Raw genomic sequence first — 14,349 nt, forward strand, 5'->3', positions numbered from 1 at the left:
TACTCTTTTGCAGTATATGCTACAATTCAGCCTTTAGCTCCATAATGACATCCCTAAGCTCCGCTGCCTTCTCAAATTCTAAGTTTCTCGCCTTCTTTGTCATTTCTTTTTCCAACGAATCTATCATTTTTCGAAGCTCCGATTTTTTCATACTGGACAATTTAATATCACCCTTAATCCCTGCAGTCTTGTCCAAATCTTTGTAGGTCAATTCAATAATATTGTTCACCTTTTTATGAATGCTTTCAGGTGTAATGCCGTTTTCTATATTGTATTCATGCTGAATTTTTCTTCTTCGATTGGTCTCATACATCGCTTTCTTCATTGAATCTGTCACATGATCTCCATAAAGAATCACTTTTCCTTCAGCATTTCTAGCAGCCCGTCCAATGGTCTGAATCAGTGAACGTTCCGATCTCAAGAAACCTTCCTTATCAGCATCCAGTATCGCTACCAAGGAAACTTCGGGAATATCTAGTCCTTCGCGCAATAGGTTAATTCCAACCAACACATCGAATTCTCCAAGCCTTAGGTCTCGAATGATGGCCATGCGTTCTATAGTATGTATTTCCGAATGAAGATACCTCACCCGCACATCCATCTTCTCGTAATAATCCGTCAAGTCTTCTGCCATGCGCTTGGTCAAGGTGGTAACCAAAACCCGCTGTTGGGCAGCCACTCGCTCTCTGATTTCAGCTAGCAAGTCGTCCACCTGTCCCTCCACAGGTCTCACCTCTACTTCTGGATCTAATAAGCCTGTGGGACGAATAATCTGCTCCACGATTCGGGTAGAATGGGACCGCTCATAGTCTGATGGTGTAGCTGAAACATAAACGACCTGGTTGACCATAGATTCAAACTCTTGAAAATTGAGTGGCCGATTGTCAAGCGCTGAAGGCAGCCTAAAGCCATGCTCGACTAAGACTGTTTTTCTAGCCTTATCACCAGCGGACATGCCTCCAATCTGGGGAATACTGACGTGGGACTCGTCCACCATCAACAGAAAGTCCTTGGGAAAATAATCGAACAAGGTGGAAGGTCGATCCCCTGCTTTTCTACCTGTTAGATGTCTAGAATAATTTTCAATACCTGAACAAAAACCAATCTCCTGCAGCATCTCCAAATCATACTTGGTCCGTTGCTCTATACGTTGTGCCTCCAACAGCTTATTGTTTTCCATGAAGAACTTTATTCTCTGATTCAATTCTTCCTTAATGGTCTTCACAGCACGCTTCAAGTTTTCCTCTCCTGTGACATAATGACTCGCAGGAAAAACGGCGATATGCTTTCTTCTCGCATTCAAAGCTCCGGTTAACGTATCAATTTCCACAATTCTCTCTACTTCATCTCCAAACATCTCTACCCGGACTGCTGTTTCTCCATTGGAAGCAGGAATAATCTCAATCACATCGCCACGAACCCTAAATGTACCTCGATGAAAGTCTAAATCATTGCGGCTATATTGAATATCCACTAATTTTCGTAAGATATCATCTCTAGAAATCTTCATTCCTTCTCTAAGCGACAGCATCATTTCCTTGTAGTCTTCTGGGGAACCTAATCCATAGATGCAAGACACGGAAGCCACAATGATGACATCTTTTCTCTCATACAGTGCTGCCGTTGCGGAGTGCCTCAGCTTATCAATCTCGTCATTGACTGAGCTATCCTTCTCAATATGTGTATCCGATGAGGGAATGTAGGCCTCTGGTTGGTAGTAGTCATAGTAACTGACAAAATATTCCACCGCATTGTCTGGAAAAAACTCTTTGAATTCACTACAAAGTTGAGCTGCTAACGTCTTATTGGGCGCCATCACGAGAGTAGGCTTCTGTACCTGCTCTATAACATTTGCCATAGTATATGTTTTTCCGCTGCCGGTTACCCCCAATAGCGTCTGATGAACATGTCCATCTTTAATTCCCTCCACCAACTCTTTTATTGCCTGCGGCTGATCTCCCTTCGGTTCGAATTCAGATACCAACTTGAATTTATCCATACACCTTAATCCTCTTTTCATCTCAATATATATATAATACCCAAAAAAAGGCAGAGCTCCAACAAAAAAGGAACGGTCCTAGGACCGTTCCGCAAAATTGCAGCTACTATTACATCAAGAAATCTCCATAATCTCTAGGAACGAGTGAGCCGTCCTTGATTGCATCTTCAACTTCCATAATCTTTGCTTTTTGTTCTTCCGTTAAGATATCGTCAAACTTGTAGAATGGACTTAAGTAAATAACACCTTCAGCCACACCCATCATGAAGTTACTGGCTTCAAAATCATCCATCATGTATTTGTCAACAAAAGCTACAAACGCAACAGGCATTTCCGCAACACCTGATACAATAATGGTGTCTGGTGCCAAATCAGCTTGGTCGCCGATAGAACCAATTGCATATACACCATTTTCTTCTGCTGCTTCAATAACGCCCATACCGGCATGGTCAGCATTTTGCATCACGATATCCGCACCTGCTTCAATCATTGAATTGGCAACTTCTTTTGCCTTAGCAGCATCATCAAAGCTACCCGTTAGCGTAGTGAGAACCTCAATATCCGGGTTGATATATTTCGCTCCTGCCTCAAATCCAGTAATAGAGTCTGCGATAGAAGGGATGTTCATTCCACCGATTGCACCGACTACACCGCTTTCAGAAACAACAGCGGCTACAACACCCTGCATAAATCCTTGTGCTGCATTGTCATTTTGTACTGAAGAAACATTTGGTGGTTGTACAATATTCGTAGAAGTTACAGCAAACTGTACGTCTGGAAACTCCGGAGCCACGCGCATTGCAGCATCTCCAAATTCACCACCATGGCCGAATACTATATCATAGCCACTGCTTGCATATAAGCGGAATACTTCGTCGTAGTCAGAAATGGGAGTGCTCTCATTGTAAGCAATCTCAGCACCATACTTTTCTTGGATTGCAAGAATACCATTATAGGCTGAAGCATTCCAACCACCGTCACCGATTGGTCCTGGTAAAATTACGGCTACTTTCAACGGTTCTTCCATAGGTTCTTCATCAGGTTCTTCCATAGGTTCCTCGCTGGGTTCCACAGTAGGTTCTTCCTCACCAGCACACCCAGTCACTAAGGCAGTCATCATCATGAACACAAGCAAAATACTTAAAAACTTTTTCATGTTCTTCCCCCTTTAATGTAATGATACTTTTTGGAAACAATTTTTCCATACATAGTATATTAAACGAATAGTGTAATTTTCCTTTATTCTGATGGCTTTTTTAGAAAATTTTAGTGTCTAAAACTCTACTCACTTGCCTATTCTCTATCTAGTCTGAGTAAAAGCATGCATAAAAAAGAGGAGGCATTCCTTTAAAATCGGAATGCCTCCTCTTTACTGATAAACTTATAGACTACATCATGAAATCGCCTAGTTCTCTAGGAACGATTGAACCATCTTTGATTCCATCTTGGATTCCCATGATTTCTGTTTTTTGTTCTTCCGTTAAAATATCGTCGAATTTGTAGAATGGGCTAAAGTGAATAACGCCTTCAGACACACTCATCATGAAGTTTGCAGCTTTAAAATCATCTTGCATGTATTTATCTACATAAGCTACAAAAGCAATCGGCATTTCAGCCATACCTGACAATACAATTGTCTCCGGTGCTAATTCAGCTTGGTCACCAATTGAACCCAAAGCATAAATTCCATGCTCTTCACAGGCTTCAATAACACCCATACCAGCGTGGTCAGCATTCTGCATAACTACGTCAGCACCAGCTTCGATCATAGAATTTGCTACTTCTTTAGCCTTGGCTGCATCATCAAAGCTACCTGTCAAAGTGGTCATCACTTCGATGTCTGGATTGATGTACTTAGCACCAACTTCGAAACCAGTGATTGAGTCAGCAATAGATGGGATGTTCATTCCACCAATCGCGCCAACTACACCCGTTTTACTAATGATAGCGGCGGCTGCGCCTTGCATAAAGCCTTGAGAAGCATTGTCGTTCTGAATCGAAGACACATTCGGCTCTTGTACAATATTGGTTGAAGTTACAGCAAACTGTACATCTGGAAACTCTGGTGCTACACGCATTGCGGAGTCACCAAATTCACCGCCATGACCAAAAATAATATCAAAGCCATTGTTGGCATACATGCGGAATACTTCATCATAGTCAGAAATAGGTGTACTTTCGTTATAGGCTACTTCTGCACCATATTTTTCTTCGATGGCTAAAAGGCCATTGTAAGCTGATGCGTTCCATCCACCATCACTAATCGGACCTGGTAGAATTACAGCCACCTTCAATGGTTCTGCTGGTTCCTCTCCACTTGATTCGCCTGTTGGTTCATCTGAACTACAACCGGCCACAAAAGATACGATCATCATAAACACTAATAGAATACTTAACAGTTTTTTCATTTTGTCCCCCTCGTTTGTTACTTTCTATAGGATTACTCCTACTGAAGTTAAATTCACTGTGAAAATAGGTGTTCCTTCTTTTATTTAATACTTTTTATTTTTTCTTTTTATCATCAAAAATTTCCATAACTAGGCAAATTTTTCCTTTTTTCACCCCCGCTATTCAAGGCTCTCACCAGATTCAAGCACCTCCACCGCTTTAGTCAGTTGAGCATCAATATCGAGATGCAAGGCATTTTCCCCATAGATGGCTTCCATATATTCTTCCTCAGTCATAGGAACCTCATATTCAGGTGTCAATCCAATACCATGTAAGCTTCTCTTGTTTGGGGTCAGATACCGGGCAATGGTCAGTTTTATATAGTCTCCATGGAGCGTCTGGTAAAACCGTTGTACCGTTCCTTTGCCAAAGGTCTGTTCTCCTACAAGGACACCCCGTTTGGTATCTTGAATCGCACCAGCCAAGATTTCTGAAGCACTAGCTGTATTGCCATTCACCAAAACCGCCAAAGGCAGTTCCAGATTACCGCCCGTCGCTTCTTGCGTACTGATAGAATCCCTGGTTTCTTCAAAAACGATAGGGCCCTCAGGCAAAAACAAGGAGGCCACGCCATAAGCACCAGTAGTCTGTCCACCTCCATTGTTGCGAAGGTCAATGATCAGTCCATCTATATCACCAAGTTCCAAAAGATCGTCACGAAACTGTTCTGGCGTCAACATAGTAAAATTGCTAATATAGATATAGCCTATGTCTGTATCTTCTATCTTAGATGAGAAAGTGGAATCATATTCCACAAACGCTCTGGTTAAAACCAAATCCTCTTCTTCTCCCGATTCACGTAGTACCCGCAAGGTAAATGAAGTCCCTTCTTCGCCCTTAAGCAGCAAAACAATCTCATCGGATTCCAAACCATCCAAAGAAATATCGTCTGCCATTAGCATGCGGTCTCCTTCCAACAAACCAGCAGCCTCTGCCGGAGAGTCTTCAAATACCGCCATAACCAAAGGACCGTCATCGTCCACAGTAAAATAAATCCCGATACCAGCAAATCCACCTTGAAGACGTTCTGACATCGAGTCATACTCTTCTTTGGTCATATAAGCGCTATATGGATCTCCTAAACCATTCACCAAGCCTTCATTCATACCATCCCATAGTGCTTCTGAATCTGGTTCTTCGTAGAATGCTTGATTAACAATAGTATAGGTAGACAGCAGATTTCCGACACTGTCATAATTGATTCCCAAAAAAATCAGGGTTGCAACAGTAAAAATGATGCAAATCCCTGCCAATATTTTCCCGATAATTCGTAGAGCTTTTTTCAATTCAGTCCCCCTTCTCGAGCCTGTTCTTTAGGCACTTCAAGTATTCGTCCCGGATTATTTGAAAGTCTTCCCATGTTGGCGCCTTCAAATCTTCATTTCTTAGTAGTGCTGCCGGATGATAGGTTGGCAGCACCAGTATCCCATTTTGTTTGCGCCATTTTCCCCGTAGACTTCCCATGGACTGTTTGGTCTCGAGAAGTGCACCTGTAGCCGCACGACCTAATGTCACCACAAAATCCGGATTCAATAGAGCAATTTGCCCCATCAAATAAGGCATGCAATGAGCAACTTCTTCCGGATTGGGTGTGCGGTTCCGAGGTGGTCTACACTTTATTATATTGGTTACAAAAATTGACTTGCTAGAGATGTCAGCTGCCTTAAGAATTTTTGCAAACAGCTGACCTGCTTGACCCACAAAAGGAATACCCTTTTCATCCTCATTTTTTCCAGGTGCTTCCCCCACAAAAAGAATGACTGGGTCTTTTGAGCCTGCACCGAATACCACTTTGTTTCTCGTCTGGTATAGGTCACATAAATGGCACTTTTCAACCTGGCCTCTTAGCTCTTGTAGTAATTCCTGATTGTTCATCAGAGATCTCCATTCAAATATGGCCAAGGACTAGTATGATTACCTTGTATACGCACTTCAAAGTGCAGATGGTTACCGGTACTTAGGCCGGTGGTTCCAACATAACCAATCGTATTGCCCTTGATGACGATATCTCCTTTTTGTACGGCCAACTTGCTTTGATGGCCATACATACTAGTCAATCCGCCGCCATGGTCAATGATGGTACAATTGCCATACGCACCATACCAGGCCGCATATATTACTGTTCCATTTGCCGCGGCCACAATACGTGAGCCACCATTTGCTGCAATATCGATCCCAGTATGCATGGATCGTTTTTTGGTAATCGGATGGATACGCCAACCATAAGGACTCGTAATACGAGTATAACCTGGAGTAGGCCAGGTAAACTTTCCGCCAGTATAGCTACCACCATTTTTCTGAGAGGCTATATAATCCTTAATCATGGCCTCAATTTCCTTATTGGACTCTTGTTCTTCGTCCAAGGCTTTTTGAGCTACCTCTTTTTCGCTTAATAGCTTGTTTTGCAAAGAAACTTTATCGCTCTTCGCCGTATACAAGGAATTTTTAGAAGCTTCCAGCTCAGCCCTCGATTCCTCGAGCGATTTTTGGTCCTCAACCAAGGAGATTTTCATTTCCTCTAAGGTTCTTCGCTGACTATCTAATTCATCCAAAAGACTAATGTCTCCACCTGCCAATCGAGACAAAAGTTCGTAGCGTACCAAAAAGTCTGTCATATCTGTAGAATCAACTAGAACTTCAACATAGTCTACATCTTTATTCTCATAAATTGCTCTCAAACGATTCTGCAAAGTCTGCTGTCTAGAGGCATACCCAAGCTCCGTCATTACCAGGTCTTCTTCCAAGCCAGAAATCATAGCTTCCTTTTCTGCTATGGCCATCTCCAGGGCACTAATTTCCTTTTCCCTTGCCTGAATCCGTTGGTCTAGATTGGCCATTTCAGAAGAAACACTATTGATTTCACTCTTGGTTGAATTAATAATATTCTTGTAGCGATTAATATTGTTTTTAACTTCTTCCTGGGCTTGTTGTAACTCATCCAAAGAAACCGCAAAAGCAGCAGCTGGCAAGGACATAAGAATCGCGAATGTCAAAAAGATGCAAAACAGCTTTTTAAAACTTGATACTTTTTTCATAGTATGCCCCCTATACTTTGAGATATTTTCGGATAGATAGATTGCTACCAAACAAACCGATACTGAGCCCAATTGCAAGTAATCCTGCCAGTACCTTTAAAATCAGAATCTGGTCATTAATGGGCGTTATGAAACTCACCGCTCCCTGAACTGAATCACTGAAAAAGTAGTAGGAAAGATAGAGAAAGATATCAGCAAGGAATGCACCTGCTACTCCGAGCAGGCCGCCTTTAATCACGAACGGAGCACGGATGAAACCATCTGAAGAGCCGACATATTTCATCACCTTAATCTCCTTTTGCCTGCTGAACACAGTTAACTTAATTGTGATAAATATTAGGAAAACTGCCAGAAGGCAAAGAACGCTCATAATCACAATCCCTATCCAGCGTACATATTGGACCAGCCGAAATACCCGGTCCATGACTTCCTTGCCATACTCAGCCTTTTCCACATAGTCCAGCTTGCGTATTGCATTGGTAACGTAATCTAGAAACTCAGGATTTGCAACCTTAACCACATAGTAATCCGGTAAAGGGTTATCCCCACCTAGTGAAGTCAAAAGGTCATGAGATTGACCAAATTTTTCTTCCAAATCAGCCAAGCCCTCTTCCTTTGTGGTCAATTCAGCTTCTTCCACTCCAGATATACCTTCAATTTTTTCCTGAAGATCCACTGCTACTTCTCTAGGTGTATCCACATCTAGAAACACAGATATTTCCACACTCCGTTGAATATTTTCAGCAAAATAATTTGCATTGAGCACAATGAGAGAAAAAAGCCCCACAATGAATAACGATACGGTGATGGTCATGACTGTAGCCATTGACATCGCCTTATTGCGTCGAATGGATAGCCACGCCTGTTTAAAAAAATAGGCCAGATTTCTAATAGCCATAGTCATAGCCTCCCTTCAATTCATCGCGAATTAGGCGACCATTTTCTAAAGCAATAACTCTTTCCCGCATGGCATCAACCACCATTTTATCATGTGTAGCCATAATAATCGTGGTTCGCCTTTTGTTGATTTCTTTAAATATATGCATAACTTCCATGGCTGTCTCTGGGTCCATATTCCCTGATGGTTCATCTGCCAACAGGATTTTCGGATGGTTAACGATGGCTCTGGCAATGGCCACCTTCTGCTGTTCTCCCCCAGAGAGCTGGTCAGGATAGTGCTGCGCTCGTTTCAACATACCTACTTGGTCCAGCACTGCTGGTACTCTTTTCTTAATATCAGCCTTGCTAAACTCCAAAACCTCCATGGCATAGGCTACATTTTCATAGGCTGTCCTATCTTCAAGCAACCTAAAGTCTTGGAAGACAATGCCCACATTACGCCGTAAGCTATTCAGATCTTTCTTCTTCAGTAAGGCTACATCTTTTCGGTCTATTACCACATGACCTTTACTGGGGATTTCTTCGCGAAAAATCATCTTCAGCAAAGTAGATTTTCCCGCGCCGCTGGGCCCTACTAAAAAAACGAATTCACCACGCGCCACATTAAAGCTCACCTCATCCAGAGCAACAATGCGACCCGGATATATTTTAGATACAGATTTTATTCGAATCATACAACCTCCATGACGTGTTCCGTGAAATTCTCGGGGAATTCCTTTTTGACTTGATTGTTATTTATTATTCTGTCCCAGCTCTTGCAGATCTTCTTGGGCCTTTTCCACCAAAGAACGGACATACGGTTCTTCGCTAGTTTCAAAGGTCTTTATTAGCAGCTGAATCAACTGAATCGCTTCTTTTTTCTTTTTTTTCTGCATACACAGTTTGGCTTTCCCTTGCATAGCTTTTGCCACAAGTTTGTCGCCTTCTTCACCCGATACCGGGATTTTTCGTCCTAAAATTTTATCATAAATTCGATATGCTCTTTTGGCATTAATTGATCCAAAAAAGCCGAACCGCTTTTCACAAAAAAGTGTCGCGAGCTCCAAAAGACCTTTGTATACATAAATCAAGGTATTTTCATCTTTGCGATTCTCATACGTGTCTACCAGCTCTTGATATGCCTTCATCGCTCTTTTCCTACTACCTATTCCCGAAAAAGCTTTTCCCAACTTGTAGAGCGCTTGAGACCGATATTCATCTACCAAATTCCCCTTGCTGGTACCAAAAATCTCTTGCATCTGCATATACTGGTCGATAGCCGGTTTCTGCTCACCAGTTTCAAGCATCATATCAGCATAAATCAACGTTGCTCTGGCCAACAGTTCTTTTAATACTATATCACTTTCAGACCCAATTTCATCCTTGAGTACGATAAAATCAGTTTCCACCTGTTTTCTATCGCGTAACGTAAACGATGCTTCCATGCGTTCTAAACGCGTTCTCGCCAGGTTCTTCCTTTGATCCAGCGCCTTCTCTTGGTCAAATAGCTCAACAATATTTTGTGCGCCCATAACAAGTTTTTCGTTATTCCCTTGCCTTCTGTACGCTTCTTGGGCTTCACGTAGGATGACCATCAGGTTCTTTCTGGTCTCTGCCGAAAGCGCCTTTTGCAGTTTCAATCTTGCTAGCTCAGACAGCCCGCAAAGCTTTTGGTCTTCCTCCATCTTCCGAAGCACAGAAATTTCCATTTTTGCTGCTCGGCTAAACACTTCCCAGGCAACTTCATTGTCTGGACTAAGGGTACGGACCTGATGCAAGTCAATCAACGCCTCCGCATGCTTTTGGCGGTAGAAAAGGCTCTTGGCCCTTTCGTACAGAGCTTGCATCCGGTAGATGACCGTATTTTCGCCGGAGCGATTCTTAAAAAAATCTTCCATTTCAGTTAAGACTACCATCTGTTGGTCGTATTGTTCATCCTGCAAATGCATATATGCCTTATCCAAATAGCTTTTGGCTAAGAGCTCATCATACCTTGTATCCTCAAGTTCTCTAGCACAGAGTACCACTTGATCCAAACTGCGTTGCGCATTAATATTCTGTCCTAGCTGACGTTGAATTTTTCCCCGCTTATAGAAAACTTCCAGTAAATCCCCCTTGGTTTCCAAAATAGCTTCATTACCATAACGAACTACATATCGATCATAATCTCGTAGGGCTTCTTCACTCTGTCCAAGATGATGAAGCAAATCACCTCGTTTAGCCAGTGCTTTGGCAGACACCCCATCCAAATTCGTATCATCGGCTGCATATTCTAACAATGCACTCGCAGCGTCGACCGCTTCTTTTTGATGTTGGGTGTTTTCCAATGCCGACACGAGCACCAAATAAAGCGCACCTACCTTGTCTGTAATAAAGCTATCCTTGCTTTCTTTCAAACGAGTTATTCCACGCTTTGCGTACTCCACAGCTTCTTGGAAATAATTGTTTTCAACATAGGTTTCGCCAGCAAACAAATAGCCTAGTGACAGAACCCTTTCAACACTGTTATCCTTGTAAACCTTGAAGCTTTGCAACATCTTATCAATATAGTCAAGACTAGACTCATACTCCTTACGACGACGATACGTCTTAGCAAGTTCCAATAATGAGGTAGCCATAAATGTACGAATAGTGGCACTTTCCTCGCGGTCGTAGGTTGAACTGATATTTACGAATAATTCCATCGCTTTTTCAGTTTCATCTGAGGCCATGGCCAAGGCCGCCAAGGAATACTTTCCTTGAGCCATCATCTCTCTTGCTCTAGTCGAAGAAAGACCTTCATAGGCCCCTATGAAGGATTGATAATCCAACATCGCTTCTTCATGCCAACCAAGTTCCGCTTTGACCATAGCTTTGGCAAGAGCACCTTGGGCGCATAAAAGAAGCATTTCATCGTCCCAGTCTCCATGATAATCCGCATCAAGCAAGTCATAGGTCTTGATAGCTTCTACATAACCACCAGCATCGCGTAAAGCTTTGGCTTTTCTTAGCAATGCCTGCGCCCGAATACGTCGAACATTGACATCAAACGCATTCTCATAACGATTGATCAGCTTGTTCCAAGCCTTCAAGGGATAGCCGTTTTCGTCTTTAGACTTCAGGTCAGCAAGCAAATAAAACAGCACTGCCTTTTGGTGCATGGTTTTAGCGCCCTGTGGTAAAATTTTCAACAAATCCCGGATGCGGTCCGCAAGGCCAGTAAATTCGCCCTCGCTATATAGACAAAGTAAATCCAAATACTCGCTACGCATATCGATATGCTCAGACCGTAGCATTCCATGCGCTACCTTATAATCACCGGCAGTTGCTAGAAAATAAGCCTTACACATACGTTCTCTACCTAGGTTAGCCTGTGCACGAAAGGCGGTATTCATTGCAGCAATAGCTTCAGAGCTTCTACCTGCCCTCATATGGCACAAGGAAAGATGCAGCAAAGCTACGTCATGGTAATCGTCCAGGCCCTTGTTTTCTGCTTTTACATTCTTCAAAAGATCCAATACTTCTTGGAATTTTTGTAATGCGCCTACATCATCTCCACTGCATTCTAATGTTAGTCCCAGGCAGGTACGAAGTGCTGCTTTAAAATCCAGCTTTTCTCCTTTTTTGGTTTTATCTGTCAAAGCAAGTGCTTTTTCCAAAAGAGCCTTCGCCGTCTTTTGGGTCCCCAGACCTTGAACCGTCTGTAAAACCATGTGCAAATAGCTATCCATTTGTTCTTTCACGGTTTTGGGTTCAAAAGCAAGCAAAGCTTCTGCTGCCTGCTCATATTGGAAGGACAAAAGTTTTTCGCGTACTGCATCGATAGGAGTATTTTTCTTCGTTTGAAGTGTGTATCCATCCAGTTTATTTTGAATCAGCAAAGCATCACTCAGCCCATATTCTGCTAAAAAGTGTTTTTGCTTAGTCTGTAAAAACTGCATAGGATTGCTTATAAGATTGGGTAAGGGAACAGAGAGTTCCCGCACAAGTTCCCTTAGCACCTGCACTGCAGTAAGCTTTTGGGTTTCTATCAATGGTAGAAATTCTGCACACGATACCTGTAGTACTCGGCTCGTCTTCTCTTGTGGAAAGGAAAAAGTCTCTCTTTTCTCACTAGTCTTTCCAACAAAAAATACCCTTGGATGTTTTTTTAGCCATGATGGAAGCGCGTAATAGTCCTGCTCCTGGTGTAGAAACCAATAAATACTGGTACCTTGTTCCTTATTTTTCAGACTTTGGGCCAAAGCCCTCATAAACGAGTTGTCCTCTCTACCTGAAAAGCCGAGCACGAAACAACCCTTATCCGCCAGTTGTGCTTTTAGAAAAGCCTCTTTTTCATCACTTTCCTGCTCCAATGGAGAATTTGCCAGTCTACTTTTAAGGCCTTGCAGACGATATTCTCTTCTAGAACCTTGAAGATATACCAGATTTATTTCATTTGGAAGAAGCTTTTCTTTAGGGCATTCATCCCAAACGAAGAGATCTTCCCCCATGTTTCGAACGGCCTGTTCTAGGGTTGTATCGTAGTTGCCAGTTACTGCTAGTCCAGAGGAAATACGGCCAACCAAAATACGAGCTAGAAGTTGAATCGCCTCCGATGGTTTTGCCTTGGTCTGCGCATGAATGAAGCTACTTAAATCGTCATCTTTCGTAAATGACTCCCTCAGTATTTCCGTATAGTGATCATCCAGTCGGTTTTCATAATCCCGTTTACTATTATCCCTGAATGCAAGACAACTCTCACAGGTTTTCTCAGCCAACGGTACCGTAGGCGAGGAAACACCAGCGCCATAATAGAAGAAAAATGACTGCCCCTTTTCACGACTTGCATCAGCTATAAGGGCTATTGCCGTCTGTAAATCGATAATCGCTTTACTTTCCACCTTGTTCCTCCTTCGGTTTTTCTGCCATAGCATGCAGATACCCTTCTATAAAAGGGTTGATGTCTCCATCCATAACCTTGTCAATGTTTCCAATTTCAATGTTTGTTCTATGGTCTTTAACCAACTTATACGGATGAAAAACGTATGAACGAATCTGGCTGCCCCAGGCTATTTCGCCCTTAGCCCCACGCAATTTAGCATGCTCTGCCTCTTCTCTTTTCCTTTTTTCTTCGTATAGTCTGGCTTGCAGTATCTTCATGGCTCCAGCCTTGTTGCTATGCTGGGAGCGTTCACTTTGACACTGTACCACTATCCCTGTTGGCAAGTGTGTAATGCGCACAGCTGAGTCCGTCTTATTCAAATGCTGTCCACCTGCCCCACCTGAACGATACGTGTCAATCCTTAACTCTGCCTCATCTATGCTCACAGCTTCTTCTTCTGGCATCTGCGGAACTACGTCCACACTGGCAAAACTTGTATGTCTTCTGCTTGCTGTATCAAAAGGAGATATGCGGACCAATCGGTGCACACCCTTTTCGGATTTTAAATAGCCATATGCATGACGGCCGGAAACACCAAAGGTTACACTCTTAATACCCGCCTCATCACCATTTTGGTAGTCTAATAATTCCGTCGCAAAACCGTTGGCTTCAGCCCAACGTAGATACATACGGTAAAGCATCTCTGTCCAATCCTGGCTTTCTGTACCACCCGCACCTGGATGAAGCGTCATGATACAATCTAGAGCATCATACGGTGAAGCGAACAAGGTCTCCAACTCAGTCTTTTTCAGCACAGTCTCCAACATCTCGATTTGCTTATCCCATTCGAGCTTTAGGGAATCATCATCCTCCATCTCCATCAACTCTTCTAGGACCCCTAATTCCTCCCATGTCTCGCCAATCTTTGCAAAGCGATTCACAATAGCCTTAAGGTCATTCAGTTTGCGACCTGTATTTTCAGCTTTTTCACGGTCGTCCCAAAAATCTTGCGCAGTCATCTGCTGCTCCAATTTCTGAATTTCAACTTCTTTACCGGCTAAGTCAAAGAGAGCTCCTAAGCCTTAGTTCTAACGCCTCCAGTTGTTCTCTTTTACGACTATATTCTTCCATCTGATTCTTCATAT

Annotated in this window: 9 protein-coding genes and 1 pseudogene; all 10 read right to left on the minus strand. The window is 42.7% G+C overall.

What is annotated here, in order from left to right; genetic code table 11:
- Window positions 1-19: 19 nt before the first annotated feature.
- A complete protein-coding gene (uvrB, locus tag JR334_06100; protein QRN86770.1) occupies window positions 20-1,999 on the minus strand; it encodes an excinuclease ABC subunit UvrB in 1,980 nt (659 codons plus the stop codon).
- A 109-nt stretch (window positions 2,000-2,108) separates the two neighbouring features.
- Window positions 2,109-3,155: a BMP family protein gene (locus JR334_06105; GenBank protein QRN86771.1), complete on the minus strand. Its 1,047-nt coding sequence runs from the start codon at window positions 3,153-3,155 to the stop codon at window positions 2,109-2,111.
- A gap of 232 nt (window positions 3,156-3,387) precedes the next feature.
- Window positions 3,388-4,407: a BMP family protein gene (locus JR334_06110; protein QRN86772.1), complete on the minus strand. Its 1,020-nt coding sequence runs from the start codon at window positions 4,405-4,407 to the stop codon at window positions 3,388-3,390.
- A gap of 159 nt (window positions 4,408-4,566) precedes the next feature.
- A complete protein-coding gene (locus JR334_06115) occupies window positions 4,567-5,733 on the minus strand; it encodes a S41 family peptidase (GenBank protein ID QRN86773.1) in 1,167 nt (388 codons plus the stop codon).
- 1 nt (window position 5,734) lies between these two features.
- Complete coding sequence (locus tag JR334_06120) at window positions 5,735-6,322, minus strand: uracil-DNA glycosylase (GenBank protein QRN86774.1); 588 nt, start codon at window positions 6,320-6,322, stop codon at window positions 5,735-5,737.
- On the minus strand, window positions 6,322-7,482 hold the full coding sequence (locus JR334_06125; protein ID QRN86775.1) for a peptidoglycan DD-metalloendopeptidase family protein: 1,161 nt from the start codon (window positions 7,480-7,482) through the stop codon (window positions 6,322-6,324). The genes JR334_06120 and JR334_06125 overlap by 1 nt, the downstream gene beginning before the upstream one ends.
- Window positions 7,483-7,492: 10 nt before the next feature.
- Entirely contained in the window at window positions 7,493-8,380 is an 888-nt protein-coding gene (locus JR334_06130; GenBank protein QRN86776.1) for an ABC transporter permease, read from the minus strand.
- The gene (gene ftsE / locus JR334_06135) at window positions 8,370-9,056 is read right to left on the minus strand and encodes a cell division ATP-binding protein FtsE (GenBank protein QRN86777.1); all 687 of its coding nucleotides are present in this window, start codon (window positions 9,054-9,056) and stop codon (window positions 8,370-8,372) included. Before ftsE ends, JR334_06130 begins: the two co-directional genes overlap by 11 nt.
- A gap of 57 nt (window positions 9,057-9,113) precedes the next feature.
- A complete protein-coding gene (locus tag JR334_06140) occupies window positions 9,114-13,223 on the minus strand; it encodes an SIR2 family protein (protein QRN86778.1) in 4,110 nt (1,369 codons plus the stop codon).
- Window positions 13,213-14,347, minus strand: a pseudogene (gene prfB / locus JR334_06145) (peptide chain release factor 2). Before prfB ends, JR334_06140 begins: the two are co-directional and overlap by 11 nt.
- Window positions 14,348-14,349 lie beyond the last annotated feature (2 nt).

This window comes from Clostridia bacterium, assembly GCA_016887505.1.
Classification (GTDB): Bacteria; Bacillota; TC1; order TC1; family UBA5767; genus UBA5767.

Excerpts from the sequence above, each read along its gene's own strand:
- uvrB (QRN86770.1), bottom strand. The coding sequence starts at position 1,999 with ATGGATAAATTCAAGTTGGTATCTGAATTCGAACCGAAGGGAGATCAG.
- JR334_06105 (QRN86771.1), bottom strand. The coding sequence starts at position 3,155 with ATGAAAAAGTTTTTAAGTATTTTGCTTGTGTTCATGATGATGACTGCC.
- JR334_06110 (QRN86772.1), bottom strand. The coding sequence starts at position 4,407 with ATGAAAAAACTGTTAAGTATTCTATTAGTGTTTATGATGATCGTATCT.
- JR334_06120 (QRN86774.1), bottom strand. The coding sequence starts at position 6,322 with ATGAACAATCAGGAATTACTACAAGAGCTAAGAGGCCAGGTTGAAAAG.
- JR334_06125 (QRN86775.1), bottom strand. The coding sequence starts at position 7,482 with ATGAAAAAAGTATCAAGTTTTAAAAAGCTGTTTTGCATCTTTTTGACA.
- JR334_06130 (QRN86776.1), bottom strand. The coding sequence starts at position 8,380 with ATGGCTATTAGAAATCTGGCCTATTTTTTTAAACAGGCGTGGCTATCC.
- ftsE (QRN86777.1), bottom strand. The coding sequence starts at position 9,056 with ATGATTCGAATAAAATCTGTATCTAAAATATATCCGGGTCGCATTGTT.